Below are 19,652 nucleotides of genomic sequence, written 5' to 3'. Positions count from 1 at the left end.
CGAGAACATGCGCCTTTCCGCTCGTGTCGACTACGCCCTCCGTGCCGCCGCTGAACTCGCCGCAGCCGGCGCGGGTCCGACTACCGTGGGTGAGCTCGCCAAGGAACAGGACATGCCTCCCAAATACCTGGAGAACATCCTGCTCCAGATGCGCCGCGCCGGCCTCGTGCGCGGCCAGCGGGGCCCCGAGGGCGGCTACGTGCTGGCCCGGCCCGCCGCGAACATCTCGCTCGCCGACGTGATCAGGGCCGTCGACGGGCCGCTGGCCAACGTGCGCGGCGAGCGTCCCGAACACGTCGGCTACCGAGGCCCGGCCGAGTCGTTGCAGCAGGTGTGGATCGCGTTGCGCGCCACCGAGCGGGCCATCCTGGAGGAGGTCACGCTCGAGCAGGTGGCCACGGGCAGCCTTCCCGAGCGCGTCCGCCAGCTGGCCGCCGACCCCGCCGCCTGGGACTGACGCCGGCCGGTGGCGGCGGCGGGCGCCCTCGGGCCCGTGGCCGCCGTCCCGGCCGGGAGGCGGGTACCTAGACTGGAGGGATGCCCGAGGGAGACGCCGTCTACCGCACCGCGGCGCGCCTGCGCGGCGCGCTCGACGGCCGCGTGCTGACCAGGTCGGACTTCCGCGTCCCACGGCACGCCACCGCGGACCTGAGCGGCCGTACGGTGCTCACCACCGTCTCCAGGGGCAAACATCTGCTGACGCGGGTCGAGGGCGGCCTGACCGTGCACACCCACCTGCGCATGGACGGAAGCTGGCGGGTCATGCCCGCGGGGCGGCGCACGGCCGGCGGCGACCAGGTGCGGCTGATCCTGGCCAACGCGGAGTGGCAGGCGGTGGGGCTCAAGCTCGGCATGGTCGACCTGGTCACGACCGCCGACGAGGAGCGGCTGGTGGGACACCTGGGGCCGGACCTGCTGGGCGCCGACTGGGACCCGGGCGAAGCCGTGCGAAGGCTACGAGCGGCACCGGACAGGACGATCGGCGAAGCGCTGCTCGATCAGCGCAACCTGGCGGGGATCGGCACGATCTATCGCGCCGAGACCCTGTTCCTGCGCGGGATCTGGCCGTGGCGGAAGGTCGGGGAGATCGAGGATCTCGAAGGGCTTGTCACGCTGGCCCACCGGCTGCTGGAGGCCAACAAGGGGCATGGCGGCACGGTGACGACAGGTGATCGCCGCCCGGCGAACCAGACCTGGGTCTACGGCAGGGCAGGGAGACCCTGTCGCCGATGCGGCACGCGCATCAGCCGCGGGGAGATGGGGGCACAGCCACAGGAAAGGCTGATCCTGTGGTGTGGTGGCTGCCAGCCGCGTTAGGCCGCCACCATGTCCTTGACCTCGGGGAACACGGTGTCGCCGATCGAACCGGGAACCGTCTCGGCAAGGGGCAGTCGCTCGTGCTCGGGCATGTCGGCCAGCACAGGCGCGGCCTGGAGCTCCGCCAGCGCGAACTGGTCGGAAACCTCACGCAACACCTGCGAGAGCGGCACTCCCAGAGCACCACAAATGGACGCAAGCAGCTCTGACGAGGCTTCCTTCTGGCCACGCTCGACCTCGGAAAGATAACCGAGCGAGACACGCGCCAGCGTGGACACCTCGCGTAGCGTGCGCCCCTGACGCACCCGCAACCGCCTCAGCACGTCACCGAGCAGCTGACGCAGCAGAATCATCTGTCGCTCCCTCCCCGGCGTGGATGTCTTCACCACGCCCCGCGCGATCGGATCGTGCCGCACATTGGTCTTCTTGGCTTCGTACATACTCCTCGCCGTCATCATGGGGCGTCGCCTCCCCGGGTCTGCCGCTCGTGCCTGGTCGCGCGACTCATCAGGCCCGCCTGCCGGGCGCTCGGTGCTTGCAGTTGGCTCACGGACCTCACTCACAGCTCCACCGTACCCGTATCCACCGACACCGCGTCAGACCGTGCTTCGCATGTTCGCTCGGGACGTAACACGGTAATCATCCGGAATGTTCCCCTTTGTTGGCCTTCAGCACACCTGCGAGGAGATCGACTGCCTCGTGCACCGTCCTTACCCGGATACGTTCGCGCGACCCCTCAAGGCTCAACTCACGCACCAGGTTCTCCCCGCCCGGGCCGTGGACCGCGGCGTACACCAGGCCCACGGGCTTTCCGTCCTGCGGTTCGGGGCCGGCCACACCCGTCACGGCCAGCCCGTATCCCGCCCCGCACACCCGGGCGACCCCTTCGGCCATCGCCGCGGCCACCTCGGGATGCACTGCCCCCTCGCGCCGCAGCAGCTCGCCGGGCACGCCCAGCAACTCGTGCTTGAGATCGGTGGCGTAGGAGATCACCCCGCCCCGGAACGCCTTGGACGCCCCCGAGACCGACGTGAACGCGGCCCCGATGAGCCCGCCGGTCAGCGACTCGGCCACCGCCACGGTGGCGCTCTGCCGCACCAGCAGGGCCAGGACCTCGGCCACGTCCGTCATCGCTCAGCTCACTCCCCACGCGCCCGTCTGGCCACCTGGCGCAGCTTGACCGCCCGTACGAGATAGTCGACGCCCGTCGCGACGGTCACGACCAGCGCCGCGCCCATCACCACCCATCGCAGCGGGTCGGGCACCCCCGGCAGGATGTAGAGCACGATGGCGGCGATCTGCAGCACGGTCTTGACCTTGCCGCCGTAGCTGGCCGGGATGACCGCGTGCCGCAGCAGGACCAGCCGGAGCAGGGTGATGCCCAGCTCGCGGCCCAGGATCACGATCGTGACCCACCACGGCAGCTCGTCGAGGATCGACAGGCAGACCATCGCCGCCCCGGTGAGCGCCTTGTCGGCGATCGGGTCGGCGATCTTGCCGAAATCGGTGATCAGCCCGTAGCGGCGGGCCAGCTCGCCGTCGAGATGGTCGGTGATCGAGGCGACCCCGAACACCCCCAGGGCGGCCAGCCGCCAGCCGGTGCCGGGCAGGAACAGGCATGCGACGAAGAAGGGGACGAGCGCCAACCGGAGGACCGTGAGGACGTTGGCGATGTTCCACGGGCTCACCACGCGGCGCTCGTCCCTGGTCATGGACTGGCCTTGATGCGCGCGATCAGGTCAACCCCCTCGGCGTCGACCACGACCGCGCGCACGATCTGTCCCTTGACCAGGCCGATGCCCTGGACCGTCACCGAGCCGTCGACCTCCGGGCCCTGGTGGGCGGCCCGGCCCTCGTAGCCGCCGTCTCCCAGGTCGTCGTCGATGAGCACGTCGACCTCCGTGCCGATGCGCTCCTCCGCGCGCTGGGCGGTCAGTTCCTCCGCCAGCTCGGTGAGCACGCGCACCCGCTCGTCGATGACCTCCTGGTCGAGCTTGCCCGGCAGGTTGGCCGCCTCCGTGCCGTCTTCGTCGGAGTAGCCGAACACGCCGATCACGTCGAGCCTGGCCTGCTCCAGGAAGCCGACCAGCTCGCCGAACTCCTCCTCGGTCTCGCCGGGGAAGCCCACGATGAAGTTGGAGCGCACGCCCGCCTCGGGAGCGCCCTTGCGCACGCTCTCCAGGAGGCCGAGGAAACGCTCGGGGTCGCCGAAGCGGCGCATCCGGCGCAGGACGCCGCCGCTGGCGTGCTGGAAGGACAGGTCGAAGTAGTCGGCCACGCCCTCGGTGGCGGTGATGACGTCGATCAGCCCCGGCCGCAGCTCGGCGGGCTGCAGGTAGCTGACCCGCACCCGGTCGATGCCCGGCACGGCGGCGAGCTGCGGCAGCAGCTTCTCCAGCGCCCGCAGGTCGCCCAGGTCCTTGCCGTAGGAGGTGGAGTTCTCCGAGACCAGGACGAGCTCGCGCACGCCGCGATGAGCCAGCCAGTCGGCCTCGGCGAGCAGCTCGTCGGGGTTGCGCGAGACGTAGGCCCCGCGGAAGGCCGGGATGGCGCAGAACGTGCAGCGCCGGTCGCAGCCGGAGGCCAGCTTGAGCGAGGCGACCGGGCTCTCGTCGAGGCGCTTGCGCAGCACGCGCGGGCCGCTGGCGGGCGCCAGCCCGTCGGGCAGCTCGCCGTGGCCCGGGATGCCGGTCTTGGGCGCGCTGCCGCGCTCGACCGGCGAGATGGGCAGCAGCGTGCGGCGGTCGCGCGGCGTGTGCGGCTTGAGCGGACGCCCGGCCAGCACGTCGTCGAGCCGGCCGCCGATCTCGGTGTAGTCGTCGAAGGAGATGACGGCGCTCGCCTCGGGCAGTGCCTCGGCCAGCTCGTTGCCGTAGCGCTCGGCCATGCAACCCGCGGCCACCACCTTCGCCCCGGAGTCGGCGGCGGCGAGCAGCGTGTCGATGGAGTCTTTCTTGGCCGAGTCAATGAAGCCACACGTGTTGACGACGACGACGTCGGGGTCGTCGTCGCCCAGCTGCCAGCCGGCAGCCTCTAGTCGCGCGGCCAGCTCCTCGGAGTCGACCTCGTTGCGCGCGCAGCCCAGGGTGATCAGCGATGCGGTTCGGCGGGATGACATGGTGAACACTACGGTATCGGGAGTTGGCCACCACCTGATGCACGGCCTCCCCGCCGGACTACCGCGGAGGCGACGCGTCGAGGCCGAACGAGCGGGTCACCATCTCGCCCCGGCCCCCGAGTTTGTCCACCTTCTTGCCGTTGACCTGCAAGGACACCGCTCCGGCGTCACCGAGGAGCAGGCTGACCTTCTCGGCGGCCCGCCAGGTCGAGCTGTCCCCGGCCTTCAACATCCCGGCGAAGAGCATCCGGCCCTGACCGTCGCGCACGTTCACGTACGACGTACGTCTGGCCTCGATCCTCAGGGTGACCATGCCCTTGCCCGCCTTGCCCTTGTCCGCCGCGGCCCTGGGGCCCTCGGTGATGGGCGTGTTCGGCGGCACGCTGGGCTTGGGCGTGATGGCGTGCACGTCGGCGGTGCGCACCTGGTCGCTCGCGCCGCCGAGCACGCGCACCGTGCCGAACACCACCACGACGGCCAGCGCCACGCCGAGCGCCATCGTCCAGTTGGGCCCCCGGCGTTCGCGCAGGGCGAGCGTGCGGTCGGCCTGGAACACCGCGGCGGCGCGGACGGGCTGCGGCGGCCCGCCGTACTGCTGGTCGAACAGGTGGACCGTGGCCTCGGGATCGAGCCCGACGACCTTGGCTATGGCCTTGACGTGACCGCGGGAGTAGAACGCGCCCCCGCACTGGTCGTAGTCATCCTGCTCGATCCGGTTGATGATCGTTTCTCTGATCCGGGTCGCCGCGCTGACCTGCGCGACCGTCATTCCCGCCGCCTGCCTGGCCGCTGCCAGCATGGCCCCGATGCTCTGTTCCTGCACAGCGAACGCCTCCCCACCACGACAGTGCGTAGTGGTTCATATTCAATCAGTTATCGCCGTGGAACCGTGCATTGGGGTCATTCGCCACGCAGGTCGGCCAGCAGGCCGGGCAGATCGTCCGGTTTCACCAGCACTTCCCGGGCCTTGGAGCCTTCGCTGGGGCCCACCACGTTGCGGCTCTCCAGCAGGTCCATCAGCCGTCCGGCCTTGGCGAAGCCGACCCGCAGCTTGCGCTGCAACATCGAGGTCGAGCCGAACTGGGTGGTCACGATCAGCTCGGCGGCCTGGATCAGCAGGTCGAGGTCGTCGCCGATCTCCTCGTCGATCTCCCGCTTGACCGGCGCGGCGGCCACGTCGTCGCGGTACTCGACCTGCATCTGCTCCTTGCAGTGCGTGACGATCTCGGCGATCTCCTTCTCCGAGACGAACGCGTTCTGGATCCGGATGGGCTTGCTCGCGCCCATCGGCAGGAACAGCGCGTCGCCCTGGCCGACCAGCTTGTCGGCGCCCGGCTGGTCGAGGATGACCCGCGAGTCGGTCAGCGACGACACCGCGAAGGCCAGCCTGGACGGCACGTTGGCCTTGATCAGGCCGGTGACGACGTCGACCGAGGGCCGCTGGGTGGCGATCACCAGGTGGATGCCGGCCGCGCGGGCGAGCTGCGTGATGCGCACGATCGAGTCCTCGACGTCGCGCGGGGCCACCATCATGAGGTCGGCCAGCTCGTCCACGATCACCAGCAGGTACGGGTACGGCTGGTAGACCCGCTCGCTGCCCGGCGGCGGCACCAGCTTGCCCGCGCGCACGGCCTTGTTGAACTCGTCGACGTGCCGGAACCCGCTGGCGGCCAGGTCGTCGTAGCGGCGGTCCATCTCGCCCACGACCCATTCCAGGGCCTCGGCGGCCTTCTTCGGGTTGGTGATGATGGGCGTGATGAGGTGCGGGATGCCCTCGTAGACGCTGAGCTCGACGCGCTTGGGGTCGACCAGCACCATGCGCACCTCGTCGGGGGTGGAGCGCATGAGGATGCTGGTGATGAGGCCGTTGACGCAGACCGACTTGCCGGCGCCGGTCGCGCCCGCGATGAGCAGGTGGGGCATCTTGGCGAGGTTGGCGACGATGGTCCGGCCCTCGACGTCCTTGCCCAGGCCCACGATCATCGGGTGGTGGTCGGCCTGGGCCACCTGGGAGCGCAGCACGTCGCCGAGCGCGACCAGGTCCTTGTCGGCGTTGGGGATCTCGACGCCGATCGCCGACTTGCCGGGGATCGGGGACAGGATCCGGACGTCGGCCGACTTGACGGCGTAGGCGATGTTCTTGGTGAGGGCGGTGACCTTCTCCACCTTGACCGCCGGGCCGAGCTCGATCTCGTAGCGGGTGACCGTCGGGCCACGGGTGAAGCCGATCACCTGCGCGTCGATGGAGAACTGCTCCAGCACGCTGGTCAGCGCGTTGACCACGGTCGTGTTGGCCTTGGTCTGCGGCTTGGGCGCGGTGCCCGGCTTGAGGAACTGCAGGTCGGGCAGGCTGTAGGGGCCCGCCTGCGGCGACAGCACGAGCTGCTCGACCTTGCGCGGCGCGGGCGTGGGCTCCGGCGGTTCCGGCCTGCGCTCGGGCACGGACGGCTCCTCGTCCGCGGGCCCGTCGACGAGCCCGGGCACGATCTCCGGCGAGTGGTCGGCCAGCTTGTCCTTCTCGGCGATGACCGGCGTGTCGTACGGCTTGACCGTCTCGGCGCCCTCGGCCTCCGCCTTCTTGGCCCGCGGCCGGCGCTTGGCGGGCTCGCGCGGCGCGAGCGGCTCGGCGTGCCGCTCGAACAACATGTGCCGCAGCTCCGACAGCCGCTCGGGGATGCGGTGGACGGGCGTGGCGGTGATCACCAGCACGCCGAACCCGGACAGGAGCAGCAGCAGCGGGATCGTGATCCACGACGGCAGGATGCTCATCGGCGGCGCCGACACGATGAACCCGATCATGCCCCCGGCGGCCGACACCTTGTCCATGCCCTGCCCCTGGCCCGCCGGGTAGGGGGTGTCGTTGGCCACGTGGATGACGCCGAGCACGCCGACCATGAGCGCGCTCCACCCGATGACCATGCGGCCGGTGTCGGCGTTCTGGTCGGGGTGGCGCAGGTAACGCCAGGCCAGCAGGCCGAGCAGCAGCGGCAGCGCCCAGGCCAGCGAGCCGAACACGGCGTGCACGACGGTGTTGACGACGCCGGAGACCGTGCCCTCGGGGTTGCGCCAGGTCATCGCGGCCAGCACGATCGCGCCGGCCAGCACCGACAGGCCCACGCCGTCGCGCCGGTGCGCGGGGTCGAGCTCGCGGGCGTTCTTGCCGAGCGCGCGGGCGGTGCTGCCGATGCCGTTGGCGAGCAGCATCCAGAGCCCGACGATCAGCTTGCCGATCATCGTGAAGACCCAGCTGATCGGGTCGGGATGGGTCACGGAGGACTTGCGGCCGGAGCTCGCGGCCTTCGGCCTCGGTCGCCCCGCCGCCGTGGCCGGCCGCTTCGCGGGGGTCGATCGAGGCGAGGTCGACCGCTTCGCCGGCCCCTTCGATGCGCTTTTCGGCGTACGGGTGGCCATGATGCCAAAGGTACGTCGGAGACGGCATCGCACGCGCGAAGACGCGCCGTGCGCCCGAAATGTCCGACTGTATTCATATAGATGACTGATCACGTTCAGTGGCGTCGTGCAGGTTCGCGGTCATGACGTACACGCTGATCCATCTCACCGACGTCCATGTCGTACCCGAGGGGCCGCTGCACGGCTCGGCGGACCCGGTGGGCGCCCTGCGGGCCGCGCTGGCCGCCGTCCTGGCCTCGGGGACGGACGTCGCCGCCGTCGTCCTGTCGGGGGACCTGGCCGACCAGGGGGACCTGGCCTCGTACCGGCTGCTGGCGGAGGCGGTCGGGCAGGCCGCGGGGGCGCTCGGCGCGGTCGTCGTGACCGCCATGGGCAACCACGACGAGCGCGCGGCCTTCCGCGCGGGCCTGGCCGGGCTGAACGCCGCCGCCCGGCCGCGCGTCGAGGAGGGCCCCTGGGACGCCGTCACGATGGCGGGCGGCCTGCGCCTGGTCGCACTGGACACCTCCGTGCCCGGCCGGCACCACGGCGAGCTCGACGACGACCAGCTCGCCTGGCTGGCGGACACCCTGGCCACGCCCGCGCCCGACGGCAGCGTGCTGGTGCTGCACCACCCGCCGATCCCCAGCGTGCTGCCCCTCATGGACGGCATCGGCCTGCGCGAGCCGGAACGGCTGGCCCGCGTGCTGGCCGGGACGGACGTGCGGCTCCTGCTGGCCGGTCACACGCACAGCGCGAGCGCCGGCATGCTGGCCGGAATCCCGGTCTGGGTGGGCCCCGGCAGCGCCTACGCCGCCGACACCATGCCCCCGGCGGGGCGCACGCGGGCGCTGCCGCTGCAGGCGTTCACCCGGGTGGACCTCGGCCCGTCAGGGGCGCTCGCCACGCTCGTGCCGCTGTCGGCCGCGCCGCCGGTCTACGAGCTGGACACCGAGGTCCTGCTCAGTCATATCGGGTGACGAACGAGATCATGTCGCCGCGGCAGCGCCGCTCGACGTGGCACAGGGGCTGGCCCTCGTGCGTGAGCAGCCCCTCCCGCACCAGCACCGCCTCGCCCGCCTGCATCTCCAGCATGCTCTGGTCGTGCAGGTCGGCGGGCTCGGCCGAGATGGCGTGCCAGGCGTAGCGGTAGGCGTGCCCGGCGGCCTCCAGCGAGGCGAGCACGCCCGCCTTGGCGTCGAGGCGCAACCCTGCCAGCTCGGGGGCCAGGCGGTAGCGGCTGAGCACGCAGGGCCGCTCGGCGTTGCGGAGCAGGGTGGTGATCTCGTGCACGACGCCGCCGGACAGCCGCAGGTGACCGGCCGCCACGGGATGCGCCGTCTCCGCGCGCTCCACGACCCGCTCGCCGCCGCCGAACACACCCGCCATGCCCGCGATGTCCGAAGGGCGGTGCCGGCGTGTCTCGGGGTCGACGGAGACCTCGATCCGGCGCGGCGCCCGCCTGACGAAGCTCCCGAGCCCCTGCCGGGTCTCGACCAGGCCGGCCTTGCGCAGCTCCACCATCGCCTGGCGGGCGGTCAGCCGGTGGACGCCGTAGCGCTCGGCCAGCGCGTCCTCGGTCGGCAGGCGCTCGCCCGGCGCCAGCTCGCCCGACTCGATGGACCTGCCGAGGACTTGGGCGATCTCTCGGTAGCGGGCTTGTCGTGGCACGTGAACACCTTAAAGGTGCCGCAGGGTTCATCCTCCGGCCACATGCGGGCAGCCTTTCCGCAGACCGTCCACTCATATATATGACCCATGCCCCTCCTGAACCTCCGGGACGTCGCCACCGCGACCTCCCTGCGTCCGGGCGTGCTCTACCGCTCGGCGCAACCGCACACCCTCAGCCCCGACGACGCCCGGCTCGTCGCCGGCCTCCGGCTCATCGCCGACCTGCGCGGCGACGACGAGCGCCGGCCCGGCGACTGGGTCGGCCTGCCGAACGACGGCATCCGTCACGCCGCCCTCGGCACGGGCGGCGACTCCTCCCCCGCCCGGCTCGCGGCGCTGCCCGCCGACCTGGACCTCGGCGACCTGTACGTCGGCCTCCTCCACCACCGGGCCGCCTGGTTCGCCGAGGTGGTCGCCGAGATCGCCGACGGTCTGCCCGCGCTCGTGCACTGCGCGGCCGGCAAGGACCGGACCGGCATGGTCGTCGCCCTCATCCTCGACCTGCTCGGCGTGGACCACGAGGCCATCGTGCGCGACTACGCCCTGACCGCGCGGGCGCTCCCCGACGTCCTGGCCATGCTCGGCCTGTCCGGGACTGCCGGGGCTTCCGGGATTTCCGGGGCTTCCGGGGCTTCCCGGACTTCCGGGGGCATTCCGGCCGCGCTGCTCGACGCGCCCGAGAGCGCGATGCGCACGTTCCTGGCCGCCCTGGACGACCTGGGCGGCGCCGAGAGGTTCCTGCTCGCCCACGGCCTCACCGCCGCCCGGATCCGGCGGCTGCGCGCCGCCCTGCTGCCATGACGCTCACCCGGGAGCCGGTACGCCTGCGCCGCGGCCTGGTCGCCGCCATCGGCCTGGCCGAGCTCTGCTACGCCGCCGCCGGCGCGCTGCCCCTCGTCCTCGGGCTCGGGCTGAAGATCCAGGAGATCGCCCCGGCGGGCAAGGAGACCACGCTCGGCCTGGTCACCGCCCTCGGCGGCGTGGCCACCGTGATCGCCAACCCGATCTCCGGCCACCTGTCGGACCGGACCGCCGGCCGGTACGGCATGCGCCGCCCCTGGATCCTCGGCGGCTCGCTCACCGGTCTGGCCGGCCTGCTGCTGCTCGCCATGGCCGGCTCGGTGCCCCTGGTCGCGCTCGGCTGGATCGTCGCCGTCTGCGGCTACCAGGCCATGGTGGCCGGCCTGACCGCCACCGTCGTGGACCAGTTCCCGCCCGAGCGCCGGACACGGGTCGCCGGCGTGTTCTCGATGTGCAACATCGTCGGCGTCGTGCCCGCGATGGTGGTCGCCCAGGTGTTCAAGGACTCGCTGGTCACGGCGTTCGCAGTGTGCGGGGCGCTGGCCGTGGCCGCCGCGCTCGTGTTGTGGGTGGCGCTGCCGGACCGCCGGCTCGATCCGGCCGGGCGGCGGCCGGTGAGCCTGCGCAGCCTGGCCTCGGCGCTGCTGGTGCTGCCCGCCGGGGCGCGCGACTTCCGGCTGCTGTGGATCCAGCGGGTGCTGGTCAGCATCGGGTTCGCGTTGATCTCGTCGTACTCGCTCTACTACCTGCAGAGCCGTCTGCAGATGGCGACCGCGGCGGCGACCGCGCTGGTGGGCCTGACGACGATCGTCAGCACGCTGCTGTCCGGCCTGCTGGCCTACCTCGGCGGGCGCTGGGCGGCCAGGATCGGCAGGGGGCGGCCGTTCGTCCTGTGGGCGACCGTGATCCTGGCCGCCATGCTGCTGCTCAAGGCGGCGACCGCGAGCGTGGCCGTCGTGGTGCTGGTGGCCGTGGTCTCGGGGGCGGCGACCGGCGTCTACTACGCGGTCGACCTCGGCATGGTGACCCAGGTGCTGCCCGACGAGCGCGAGGCCGGGCGCTTCCTGGGCGCGTTCGCGATGGCCAAGCACCTGCCGTCGGCGGTCGCGCCCGCGCTCGCGCCGGTGCTGCTCGGCGTCGGCCGCGACCCCTTCGCCCCCGGGCCCAACTACTTCCTGCTCTTCCTGGCCTGCGCGGTCGTGACGGCCGCCGCGGCGCCGCTGGTCGGCCTTCTGCGGGACGTGCGTTAGCCGGGAGCACCTTCTTCACAACCGGAGGTATCAACGGCACCCATCTGACACTCTGACTGTGACCGAACTGCCACAACGAGTGATGTTCTAGGACGCACAGTGGACACGACCAGAGTGTCGAGCACAGCCTTCGACGGCACTCCGCACGCCCCGGCGCACGCGCGCCGCTTCATCCGCCAGGTGCTCGGCGAGTGGCGCCTCAGCCACCTGACGGAAGACGCGGTGCTGCTGACCAGCGAGCTCGTCACCAACGCCGTGGTGCACGCGGGCACCGGCATCGAGCTGACCTGCCGCCTCGACGTCGCGGCGAGCCCGGCCAGGCTGGAGATCGAGGTCGACGACCACCGGCCCGGCAGGACGGTCCCGACCCCCGAGGCCATGTCCACCGACCCCGCGCGCACGTCCGGGCGCGGGCTGGCGCTGGCCGCCATGCTGGCCGACGCCTGGGGCGTCACCTACACCAGGACCGCCAAACGGGTGTGGGTCCGCATGGAGCTGACCGACGGGCCCGACCACCAGGAGGTCATGGTCGGCACGCCGGGCCTGGCGCCCGCCACCGTGGCCGCGCCCATCGAGGGGCTGCACGTCGGGGTGCTGCTCGCCGACGGCGACGGGACCGTGCTGTCGTGGAACTCCGAGGCCGAGCACCTGCTGGGCTGGACGTCCGAGCAGGCCGTCGGCAGGCCGCTGGCCGACCTGGTGGCCTGGCGCGGCCACGGCCCGTACGCCATGTCCCTGGCCGGCACCCTGTCGCTGGGCCGCTGGCGGGGCGAGGCGCGCATGCGCCACCTCGACGGCCGGCTGATCCCCGTCTACGTCTCCCACGTGCGCAGCCGCGGCGGGCCGGAGGAGCGGCGGTCGATCTGGATGATGGTGGCCGGCGACCACCGTTACGTGCTGACGCCGCCGGCCGCGCCGCTGCGCAGGGAGGCCGGACGGCGGATCAAGGACCTGCTCGACCGGGACATGCCGTTCGCGGAGCTGCTGGACACCATCGCGCGGATCGTCCAGACCAGCAGCGGCGGCGACGCGGCGTACGTGCTGCTGGCCGCCGAGGGCGGCGACCGGTTCGGCGTGGCGGCGGGCGCGGGCGCGACGGCGGGGCTGGTCGGCGTGCTGGCCGCGGGCGTGTTCGGCCCCGACGGCAGGACGCCGTCGATGATCGACGACCTGCTGGCCGGCGACGTCGAGCTGGCCCAGCAGCTGCGGGCCAGGTCGCTGGCGTGCGCGCCGATGAGCGTGGGCGGCGAGGTGACCGGCTACATCGTGGTGACCGCGGCCCAGCCGGGCCGCTTCGACCAGGAGCTCACCGTCAGCCTGCAGCACATCGCCGATCAGGTGGCGGTGCCGGTGCAGCGCGAGCGGCTGGCCGAGCGCGAGCGCGCCCACCGGGGCCGGCTGTCGTTCCTGGCCGAGGCGGGCGAGCTGCTGGCCGGGGTGCACGACGAGGAGCTGATCGCCGCGCTGACCGCGCAGCTCGTCGTGCCCAAGATCGCGACGTGGGCGGCGGTCTACCTGACCGATCTGGCGGGCATGACCAGGCTCGCCCACGTCTGGCACAGCGAGGAGCGTTACAACGCCAACCTGCGCAGGTCGCTGCCGGCGATCCCGCGCACCGCGCTCGACGAGGTGAGCTGGCCCGTCGGCCCCGAGACGGTGCTGTCGTTCCCGCTGCTCACGCAGGGCAGGTCGCACGGCGCGCTGGTGATCGGCCGCGCCGAGCCCACCCTGCCGCTGGAGCTGGCCGACCTGCTGGCCGACCTGTGCCGGCTGGTCGCGCTCAACCTGCACACCGCCATGCTGTACGCCCGCCAGGCGACCACCTCGCGGGTGTTGCAGCGCAGCCTGCTGCCCATGCGCGTGGCCCCCATGCCGGGCCTGGAATCCGCGGTCGTCTACGAGCCGGCCGAGGAGGGCGCCGACGTGGGCGGCGACTTCTACGACCTGTTCACCGTCTCCGACCACTGGTGCTTCGCCCTCGGCGACGTGTGCGGCAGCGGCCCCGAGGCCGCCGCGGTCACCGGCCTGGCCCGGCACGCCGTCCGGCTGCTGGCCAAGGAGCACTACACGGTCGCCGACATCCTCGACCGGCTCAACCAGGCCCTGCTGGAGGAGGGCGACGACGGCCGGTTCCTCAGCCTGCTGTGCGGCGAGCTGATCCCGCTGCCCCAGGGCGGCGCGCTGTGCACGATCGCGTCCGCCGGGCACCCGCCGCCGCTGCTGCTGCGCGCCGACGGCGCGGTCGACACGGTGGCCGCGCCGCAACTGCTGCTCGGCGTCGAGGCCGGCGCCCGGTTCTACGTCGAGACGTTCGAGCTGGCGCCGGAGGAGGTGCTGCTGTGCGTCACCGACGGCGTGACCGAACGGCGCGACGGCGACCGGCTGCTCGACGACGACGACGGCCTGTCGGCGCTGCTGTCCACCTGCCGCGGCCTGAGCGCCCACGCGGTGGCCGAACGCGTGCGGCACGCCGTCGAGACGTTCGCCCAGGAGCCGTCCCAGGACGACGTGGCGCTGCTGGTCATCAAGGCCGCGACCGAGCTGCGCGGGGTCAGGCCGTGAAGCGGTAGGCGGTCGAGGAGGTGTGGCGCTCGCCGGGCCGCAGCACGGTGGAGGGGAAGTGCGGCTGGTTCGGCGAGTCGGGGAAGTGCTGGGTCTCCAGGCACAACCCGGCGAAGGGCCCGTACGGCGTGGCGACCCCGTCGAGCATGCCGCCCGTGTAGAACTGCACGCCCGGCTCGGTGGTGGTCACCCGCATGGTCAGGCCGCCCGCGCTGACCTCGATGTCGCCGTCGAGCACGTAGCAGTGGTCGTAGGCGCCGCCCATCCGCTCGCCCACCGCGTGCGGCTCGGTGAAGTCGAAGGGGGTGCCCTTGACCGGCGCGAGCTCCCCGGTGGGGATCTTGCCGTCGTCCACGGGGAGGTAGTGGGCGGCGTCCAGCCTGACCACGTGGCCGAGCACGTCGCCGCCGCCGGTCAGGTTGAAGTAGGAGTGGTTGGTGAGGTTGAGCACGGTCGGCGCGTCGGTCTCGGCGGCGTAGTCGAGGCGGAGGGCGTCGTCCTCCAGGGTGTAGGTGACCGCGGCGGTGAGCGTGCCGGGGTAGCCCTGGTCGCCGTCGGGGCTGGTCAGTTCGAGGGTGACGGAGTCGGGGGTGCGGGCGGTGATCGTCCAGACCTTGCCGTCGAAGCCCTCGGTGCCGCCGTGCAGGCTGTGGGGGCCGTTGTTGACCGGCAGGCGGTGCTCGCGGCCGTCGAGGGTGAAGCGGCCGCCAGCGATGCGGTTGCCGTAGCGGCCGACCACGGCGCCGAAGTAGCGGCTGCGGGTGCGGTAGTCCTCCAGGGTGTCCAGGCCGAGCACGACGTCGAGGCCGGAGACCTCCAGCGAGCGCAGGACGGCGCCGTAGGTCAGCACCTCGGCGCGCAGCCGTCCGGACGACAGCTCCACGCGCTCGACGGTCTCCCCCGACGGCAGCGTTCCGAAGATCATGTTTGGGCCCTTCCCGTGGATTCGCGGACGATGAGGTCGGTGTCCAGGTTGATCACCGCGCCCTCGCCCTCTGACTGCAGCAGCAGGTCGACCGCCATCCGCCCGGCCACCGCCGCGGGCATCGCCACCGTGGTGAGCTTGGGCCGGCCGAGCCGCCCCGGCAGGATGTCGTCGAACCCGATCACGCTGATCCGGCCCGGCACGTCGACGCCCATCGCGGTGAGCCCTTCGAGGAGGCCCAGCGCGACGAGGTCGTTGTAGGCCAGCACGCCCGTCGCCCCGCAGGCGGCCACCTCCGGCGCCACCGCCAGGCCGCCGGACTCGGTGGGCTGGTTGGGGCCGAAGAAGAGCAGGTCGAGGCCCCGCATCTCGGCCGCGGCGGCCTGCATCTCGTTGCTGGTCCACGAGCCGGGCGGGCCGGACAGCAGGGCGATCCTGCGGTGGCCGAGCCCGGCCAGGTGCTCCAGCGCGAGCCTGGCGCCCTTGCCGACGTCCATCAGCACCGCGGGCATGCCCTTGATCCGCCGGTTGACCAGCACGAACGGCACGTCCTCGGCCAGGCGTTCGATCATCCGGTTGGACAGCCGGGGGCTGCACAGCAGCACGCCGTCCACCTGCTTGGCGAACGTGCGGATCAGCTCCTCCTCGACCCGCGGATCCTCGTCGGTGTCGGCCACGAAGACGTGGTAGTCGCGCCCCCGCGCCTGCGCCTGCGCGGCCTTGATCAGCGGCGGGAAGAAGGGGTTGGCGATGTCGGCGACGATGAGGCCGAGGTTGAACGTGCGGCCGGTCGTCAGCGCCCTGGCCGCCCTGTTGGGCCGGTAGCCGAGGTCGTCGGCGGCGGCCAGCACCCGGTTGCGCGTGGCAGGATTGACCAGGTGCGGCGCCGAGAACGTGCGCGAGACGGTCGAGACGTGCACGCCGCAGGCGCGGGCGACGTCTTTGATCGTCACCGTCATGGCCGTCCTCCTTGCAAACGGTTGCCAGAGCCAAGCCTTGACCTTCGGCGGTCCCGGCGTCAAGGTTTCTGCAACCGTTTGCCTACCAGGCGCCGCCGAGTTCGTTGAGCGTGAACACCCCGCCGGCGCGGTCGTGCACCGGGTCCGACAGGTCGGGCTCGCCCTGTTCTGTGACGAGGGCGGCGGCCTGGGGCTCGGAGTCGTCGCGGGGCTCGTAGCCGAGGCGGCGGGCCTCCTGCAGCGACCACCACCGGCGGGCGTTGCCGGAGACGCCCCACACGACGTGGTAGCCGGGCGCGACCAGCGCGGCCTCGACCAGCCGGGCCAGGTCGCCGGGCGAGATCCAGGTGGCCAGCCCGCGGGTGTCGGCCGCGCGCTCGGTGCAGGTGCCGAGCCTGACCACGGTCACGTTCATGCCGAACCGGTCGTGGTACAGGCTGCCCAGGGCCTCCATGACGACCTTGCTGACGCCGTAGAAGGTGTCAGGGCGCGGGAAGGCGTAGTCGGGCAGGTCCGAGCCGTCGCGCGGCCTGGTGTGGAAGCCGGCCGCGTGGTGGCTGCCCATGAGCACCAGGTGCCGTACGCCCTCGTTCCTGGCGGCCTCCATGAGGACCTGGGTGCCGTGGACGTTGGCGTGCACGATGTCGTCCCACGGACGCTCGCGGCTCTGGCCGCCCAGGTGGAGGACGGCGTCCACGCCCTTCATGGCCTCGGCCATGGCCGCGCGATCGGCCAGGTCGGCGCCCGCCCATTCCTCGTCCGGGCCCGGCTCGACCGGATGGAGGTCGGACAACCGCAGCGTGCGGCCTGGACGGGCGAGCCGGGGACGGAGCAGGGTGCCGACTTTTCCCGCGGCGCCGGTCATGAGAATGCGCATGCCGACCGTTGTACACAATTCGCGGCGAATGCCGTGTCCGCGAATGCCGTGTCCGCGAATGCCGTGTCCGCGAATGCCGTGTCCGCGAATGCCGTGTCCGCGAATGCCGTGTCCGCGAATGCGAACGGGAGGCGGTCTGATGTCTCACCATCAGGAGGCCGCCCGGAAGGCGCTTCCCGGCGGTTCAGCGGCCAGTTCGCGCGGGGTGCGATGTCCATGTATCTGGACGGGATCCCATATTCTGACCCACCGGAAGCCGCCGCCGAGATGGGACGAGCATGGAGCCGCAGCTGGTCAAGTCCGCCGAGCGGACCGTACGCATCCTGGAGACCCTGGCAGAGTCGGCCGCCCCCATGACGCTGTCGGAGCTCCAGCGGCGCACCGGCTTCCCGCGCAGCAGCCTCCACGCCCTCATGCGCACCCTCGTCGAGCTCAACTGGGTCGAGACCGACACGACCAGGGGGGCGTTCGGGATCGGGCCGCACGCCCTGCTGACCGGCACCGCCTACCTCGACAAGGACCCGGCCCTGCCCTTCGCCCAGGAGACCCTGGAGGACCTACGCGACGAGACCGGCCAGACCGTGCACTTCGCCCGCCGGGACGAGGCCCACGTCCTCTACCTGGCCACCCGCGAGTCACGCGAGGCCGGGCACGTGATCCCCAGGGTGGGCCGGCGGCTGCCCGCCCACGTCACCGCGCTCGGCCAGGTGCTGCTCGCCCAGCTCACCGACGACGAGGTCGTGGCCCTGCTGCCCGACCCGCTGCGGCCGCTGACCGAGCACACCATCACCGACCTGACCAAGCTGACCGGCGAGCTCGACCAGGTCCGCACCCGCGGCTGGGCCCTCGAACGCGAGCAGGGCACCCCCGGCGTGGCCTGCGTGGCCGTGGCGGTCGACTACCGCATCCCGGCCACCGACGCGATCAGCTGCTCGATGCCGGCCGCGCTGCCGCCCGCCGAGATCGAGCGCGTCACCGAAGCGGTGATCAGGCACACCCGCAAGCTGGCTGCCACTCTGCGCAGGGAGGGCATCCGCTAGACCCTCCCGTTGGAAGGACTGCCGATGTGGCTCGGTGGTGTTCTCTTCTTGCCCATGACCCTCTTAGACGGGTTTTCCGTGACCCCCTTCGACGGCTTTCCCGTGCCCCTCTTAGACGGCTTTCCCGTGACCCCCTTCGACGGCGACGGCGCCGTCTCAAGGCCGTGGGCGGCCTTTCATGCCGTCTGCGGGCGGCCGTCCACCCGGCGCGGGATCCCGAGGGGGTTGGCGTCCTTGAGCTCGTCCGGGAGCAGCGCCTCCGGCCAGTCCTGGTACGCGACCGGCGCCACCCACCGCCCGATCGCCGTCGCCCCCACCGACGTGTACGCCGACGTCGACGCAGGCCACGGCCCGCCGTGGTGCATGGCCCAGCAGACCGCCACCCCGGTCGGCCATCCGTTCCAGATCAGCCGCCCCGCCTTCCGCCCGAGCACCTCGACGATGCCCTCGGCCTCCTCCGGATCACCGCCATGGACGGTAGCCGTGAGCGACCCCTCCAACCGCTCCAGCACCCTCCTCAGCTCCGAAATTTCCCGATAAGTCACCACAACAGCCGCCGGCCCGAAGCACTCCTCCGCGATCTCCGGCAGCCGCTCCCCGAATGACTTCAGATCGGTCGTGAACACCTTGGGCGCCACCGCCCAGGCCCCCTCGCCCGGCTTCCCCTCCGCCAGCAGCGTCAGCTCGCCGAGCCGGCCGAGCCCGCCCAGGTACCCGTCCCTGATCCGCTCGGCCAGCATGGGGCCGCCGCTCGTCCCCTCCACCGCCGCGACCAGCGCCTTGCGCAACTCATCGTCCTCGGGCACGAACATGAGCCCCGGGTTCGTGCAGAACTGCCCGACCCCCAGCGTCAGCGACGCCGCGAACCCGCTCGCCACCTCCTGCGCCGGCGCCGACGGCAGCACCACCACGGGGTTGACGCTGCCCAGCTCCCCGTAGAAGGGGATGGGCGTCTCCCGCTCGTCGATCAGCTTCTGGATCGCCTTGCCGCCCGCCACCGACCCGGTGAACCCGGCCGCGACCACCCGCGGGTGGCGTACCAGGTCGGCGCCCGCCTGCATCCCCTGCACCAGCCCGAGCAGGTCCGGATAAGGCAAGGCATTCCGTACGATCTTCGCCACCCGCTCGGACGTGTTCGGATGCCCCGGATGTGCCTTGACCACCACTGCACACCCCGCGGCCAGCGCCGAGGCGGTGTCCCCGCCGGCCACCGAGAACGCGAACGGGAAGTTGCTCGCCGCGAACACCGCGACGACCCCGGGCAGCGGATGGTTCATCCGCCGCACGTCCGGCCGCGGCGGCGCGAGCGCCGGGTCCGCGTGGTCGATGACGGCCTCCAGGTAACCGCCGTCTCTGACGACCTGGGCGAAAAGCCGGAACTGCCCGGCCGTACGCGCCACCTCGCCCCGCAGCCGTACCTCACCGAGCGCGGTCTCCCGGTCGGCGAGTTGCCACAGTTCGTCCACGTGCGCGGTGAGGGCGTCGGCGATGGCCTCCAGCGCCGCCGCCCGCTCGTCCGCCGGCGTCGCGCGCCACGCGGCGCCCGCAGCCGTCGCCGCGGAGACGATCAAGTCGACCCCGGCGCCGTCGGTCTCGGGCAGCCCGCCGCCCACGGTCTCACCGGTCCTGGGGTCGTATCCGTAGATCATCGAGTGGCCCTTCGGAGTCTTGACACTTTCTCGGCCCGATTCTTACAGTCGCAGCAGCCTGTCCACAAATCTGGCCATTGTTCACATATATGG

Annotated in this window: 18 protein-coding genes; 7 read left to right on the top strand and 11 right to left on the bottom strand. The window is 72.1% G+C overall.

Annotation, left to right across the window (positions count from 1 at the left end; genetic code table 11):
* The first annotated feature begins 7 nt into the window (after nucleotides 1-7).
* Both AB0J76_RS28885 and AB0J76_RS28880 read left to right on the top strand, forming a co-directional pair.
* Nucleotides 8-457: an Rrf2 family transcriptional regulator gene (locus AB0J76_RS28885; protein WP_352323159.1), complete on the top strand. Its 450-nt coding sequence runs from the start codon at nucleotides 8-10 to the stop codon at nucleotides 455-457.
* 80 nt (nucleotides 458-537) lie between these two features.
* Nucleotides 538-1,317 (top strand): DNA-formamidopyrimidine glycosylase family protein, encoded by a 780-nt coding sequence (locus AB0J76_RS28880; protein WP_352323160.1) that lies wholly within the window; start codon nucleotides 538-540, stop codon nucleotides 1,315-1,317.
* Here AB0J76_RS28880 and AB0J76_RS28875 read toward each other — a convergent pair.
* The 6 genes from AB0J76_RS28875 to AB0J76_RS28850 form a co-directional block, all read right to left on the bottom strand.
* Complete coding sequence (locus AB0J76_RS28875) at nucleotides 1,314-1,670, bottom strand: helix-turn-helix transcriptional regulator (protein WP_352323171.1); 357 nt, start codon at nucleotides 1,668-1,670, stop codon at nucleotides 1,314-1,316. The genes AB0J76_RS28880 and AB0J76_RS28875 overlap by 4 nt on opposite strands.
* A 286-nt stretch (nucleotides 1,671-1,956) precedes the next feature.
* Nucleotides 1,957-2,448 (bottom strand): nicotinamide-nucleotide amidohydrolase family protein, encoded by a 492-nt coding sequence (locus AB0J76_RS28870; RefSeq protein ID WP_352323161.1) that lies wholly within the window; start codon nucleotides 2,446-2,448, stop codon nucleotides 1,957-1,959.
* 8 nt (nucleotides 2,449-2,456) lie between these two features.
* Nucleotides 2,457-3,029 carry a CDP-diacylglycerol--glycerol-3-phosphate 3-phosphatidyltransferase gene (gene pgsA / locus AB0J76_RS28865; protein WP_352323162.1) on the bottom strand — a complete coding sequence of 191 codons (573 nt, stop codon included), beginning with the start codon at nucleotides 3,027-3,029 and terminating at the stop codon, nucleotides 2,457-2,459.
* Nucleotides 3,026-4,435, bottom strand: coding sequence for a 30S ribosomal protein S12 methylthiotransferase RimO (gene rimO / locus AB0J76_RS28860; protein ID WP_352323163.1), 1,410 nt, complete (start codon nucleotides 4,433-4,435; stop codon nucleotides 3,026-3,028). Before rimO ends, pgsA begins: the two co-directional genes overlap by 4 nt.
* Nucleotides 4,436-4,493: 58 nt before the next feature.
* On the bottom strand, nucleotides 4,494-5,258 hold the full coding sequence (locus AB0J76_RS28855) for a helix-turn-helix domain-containing protein (protein WP_352323164.1): 765 nt from the start codon (nucleotides 5,256-5,258) through the stop codon (nucleotides 4,494-4,496).
* Between the two features lie 77 nt (nucleotides 5,259-5,335).
* Nucleotides 5,336-7,846, bottom strand: coding sequence for a DNA translocase FtsK (locus tag AB0J76_RS28850; RefSeq protein ID WP_352323165.1), 2,511 nt, complete (start codon nucleotides 7,844-7,846; stop codon nucleotides 5,336-5,338).
* Nucleotides 7,847-7,968: 122 nt separating this feature from the next.
* Between AB0J76_RS28850 and AB0J76_RS28845 the strand changes: the two genes are divergently transcribed.
* Complete coding sequence (locus AB0J76_RS28845) at nucleotides 7,969-8,805, top strand: metallophosphoesterase (protein WP_352323166.1); 837 nt, start codon at nucleotides 7,969-7,971, stop codon at nucleotides 8,803-8,805.
* Here AB0J76_RS28845 and AB0J76_RS28840 read toward each other — a convergent pair.
* Nucleotides 8,789-9,496 (bottom strand): GntR family transcriptional regulator, encoded by a 708-nt coding sequence (locus tag AB0J76_RS28840; protein WP_352323167.1) that lies wholly within the window; start codon nucleotides 9,494-9,496, stop codon nucleotides 8,789-8,791. The two genes, AB0J76_RS28845 and AB0J76_RS28840, sit on opposite strands and share 17 nt — an antisense overlap.
* 87 nt (nucleotides 9,497-9,583) lie before the next feature.
* On the opposite strand from AB0J76_RS28840, the gene AB0J76_RS28835 reads away from it, so the two are divergent.
* The 3 genes from AB0J76_RS28835 (at nucleotide 9,584) to AB0J76_RS28825 (ending at nucleotide 14,109) form a co-directional block, all read left to right on the top strand.
* On the top strand, nucleotides 9,584-10,297 hold the full coding sequence (locus AB0J76_RS28835) for a tyrosine-protein phosphatase (RefSeq protein ID WP_364391030.1): 714 nt from the start codon (nucleotides 9,584-9,586) through the stop codon (nucleotides 10,295-10,297).
* Nucleotides 10,294-11,547 carry an MFS transporter gene (locus AB0J76_RS28830; RefSeq protein ID WP_364391027.1) on the top strand — a complete coding sequence of 418 codons (1,254 nt, stop codon included), beginning with the start codon at nucleotides 10,294-10,296 and terminating at the stop codon, nucleotides 11,545-11,547. The genes AB0J76_RS28835 and AB0J76_RS28830 overlap by 4 nt, the downstream gene beginning before the upstream one ends.
* Nucleotides 11,548-11,646: 99 nt before the next feature.
* A complete protein-coding gene (locus tag AB0J76_RS28825) occupies nucleotides 11,647-14,109 on the top strand; it encodes a SpoIIE family protein phosphatase (protein ID WP_364391024.1) in 2,463 nt (820 codons plus the stop codon).
* Here the strand turns inward: AB0J76_RS28825 and AB0J76_RS28820 are convergent.
* The 3 genes from AB0J76_RS28820 to AB0J76_RS28810 all read right to left on the bottom strand — a co-directional run bounded on the left by AB0J76_RS28820 (nucleotide 14,099) and on the right by AB0J76_RS28810 (nucleotide 16,870).
* Nucleotides 14,099-15,034 carry an aldose epimerase family protein gene (locus AB0J76_RS28820; protein WP_352320820.1) on the bottom strand — a complete coding sequence of 312 codons (936 nt, stop codon included), beginning with the start codon at nucleotides 15,032-15,034 and terminating at the stop codon, nucleotides 14,099-14,101. The genes AB0J76_RS28825 and AB0J76_RS28820 overlap by 11 nt on opposite strands.
* The gene (locus tag AB0J76_RS28815; protein ID WP_352320819.1) at nucleotides 15,031-15,993 is read right to left on the bottom strand and encodes a LacI family DNA-binding transcriptional regulator; all 963 of its coding nucleotides are present in this window, start codon (nucleotides 15,991-15,993) and stop codon (nucleotides 15,031-15,033) included. The genes AB0J76_RS28820 and AB0J76_RS28815 overlap by 4 nt, the downstream gene beginning before the upstream one ends.
* Nucleotides 15,994-16,075: 82 nt before the next feature.
* The gene (locus tag AB0J76_RS28810; RefSeq protein WP_352320817.1) at nucleotides 16,076-16,870 is read right to left on the bottom strand and encodes an NAD(P)-dependent oxidoreductase; all 795 of its coding nucleotides are present in this window, start codon (nucleotides 16,868-16,870) and stop codon (nucleotides 16,076-16,078) included.
* 278 nt (nucleotides 16,871-17,148) lie between these two features.
* Between AB0J76_RS28810 and AB0J76_RS28805 the strand changes: the two genes are divergently transcribed.
* Complete coding sequence (locus AB0J76_RS28805) at nucleotides 17,149-17,910, top strand: IclR family transcriptional regulator (protein ID WP_352320815.1); 762 nt, start codon at nucleotides 17,149-17,151, stop codon at nucleotides 17,908-17,910.
* Nucleotides 17,911-18,086: 176 nt separating this feature from the next.
* Here AB0J76_RS28805 and AB0J76_RS28800 read toward each other — a convergent pair whose 3' ends face one another.
* Nucleotides 18,087-19,559 carry an aldehyde dehydrogenase (NADP(+)) gene (locus AB0J76_RS28800; protein WP_352320814.1) on the bottom strand — a complete coding sequence of 491 codons (1,473 nt, stop codon included), beginning with the start codon at nucleotides 19,557-19,559 and terminating at the stop codon, nucleotides 18,087-18,089.
* Nucleotides 19,560-19,652 lie beyond the last annotated feature (93 nt).

Origin of the sequence: Nonomuraea sp. NPDC049624 (genome assembly GCF_040675255.1) — a bacterium.
Taxonomy (GTDB): Bacteria; Actinomycetota; Actinomycetes; order Streptosporangiales; family Streptosporangiaceae; genus Nonomuraea.
Note: the sequence above shows the minus strand (reverse complement) of the source record. Positions and strands in the feature narration are given on the sequence as shown.

What these genes read in the sequence shown, in the direction of transcription:
- AB0J76_RS28885 (WP_352323159.1), top strand. Translation starts at nt 8, where the DNA reads ATGCGCCTTTCCGCTCGTGTCGACTACGCCCTCCGTGCCGCCGCTGAA.
- AB0J76_RS28880 (WP_352323160.1), top strand. Translation starts at nt 538, where the DNA reads ATGCCCGAGGGAGACGCCGTCTACCGCACCGCGGCGCGCCTGCGCGGC.
- AB0J76_RS28875 (WP_352323171.1), bottom strand. Translation starts at nt 1,670, where the DNA reads ATGATTCTGCTGCGTCAGCTGCTCGGTGACGTGCTGAGGCGGTTGCGG.
- AB0J76_RS28870 (WP_352323161.1), bottom strand. Translation starts at nt 2,448, where the DNA reads ATGACGGACGTGGCCGAGGTCCTGGCCCTGCTGGTGCGGCAGAGCGCC.
- pgsA (WP_352323162.1), bottom strand. Translation starts at nt 3,029, where the DNA reads ATGACCAGGGACGAGCGCCGCGTGGTGAGCCCGTGGAACATCGCCAAC.
- rimO (WP_352323163.1), bottom strand. Translation starts at nt 4,435, where the DNA reads ATGTCATCCCGCCGAACCGCATCGCTGATCACCCTGGGCTGCGCGCGC.
- AB0J76_RS28850 (WP_352323165.1), bottom strand. Translation starts at nt 7,846, where the DNA reads ATGGCCACCCGTACGCCGAAAAGCGCATCGAAGGGGCCGGCGAAGCGG.
- AB0J76_RS28845 (WP_352323166.1), top strand. Translation starts at nt 7,969, where the DNA reads ATGACGTACACGCTGATCCATCTCACCGACGTCCATGTCGTACCCGAG.
- AB0J76_RS28835 (WP_364391030.1), top strand. Translation starts at nt 9,584, where the DNA reads ATGCCCCTCCTGAACCTCCGGGACGTCGCCACCGCGACCTCCCTGCGT.
- AB0J76_RS28830 (WP_364391027.1), top strand. Translation starts at nt 10,294, where the DNA reads ATGACGCTCACCCGGGAGCCGGTACGCCTGCGCCGCGGCCTGGTCGCC.
- AB0J76_RS28820 (WP_352320820.1), bottom strand. Translation starts at nt 15,034, where the DNA reads ATGATCTTCGGAACGCTGCCGTCGGGGGAGACCGTCGAGCGCGTGGAG.
- AB0J76_RS28815 (WP_352320819.1), bottom strand. Translation starts at nt 15,993, where the DNA reads ATGACGGTGACGATCAAAGACGTCGCCCGCGCCTGCGGCGTGCACGTC.
- AB0J76_RS28810 (WP_352320817.1), bottom strand. Translation starts at nt 16,870, where the DNA reads ATGCGCATTCTCATGACCGGCGCCGCGGGAAAAGTCGGCACCCTGCTC.
- AB0J76_RS28805 (WP_352320815.1), top strand. Translation starts at nt 17,149, where the DNA reads ATGGAGCCGCAGCTGGTCAAGTCCGCCGAGCGGACCGTACGCATCCTG.
- AB0J76_RS28800 (WP_352320814.1), bottom strand. Translation starts at nt 19,559, where the DNA reads ATGATCTACGGATACGACCCCAGGACCGGTGAGACCGTGGGCGGCGGG.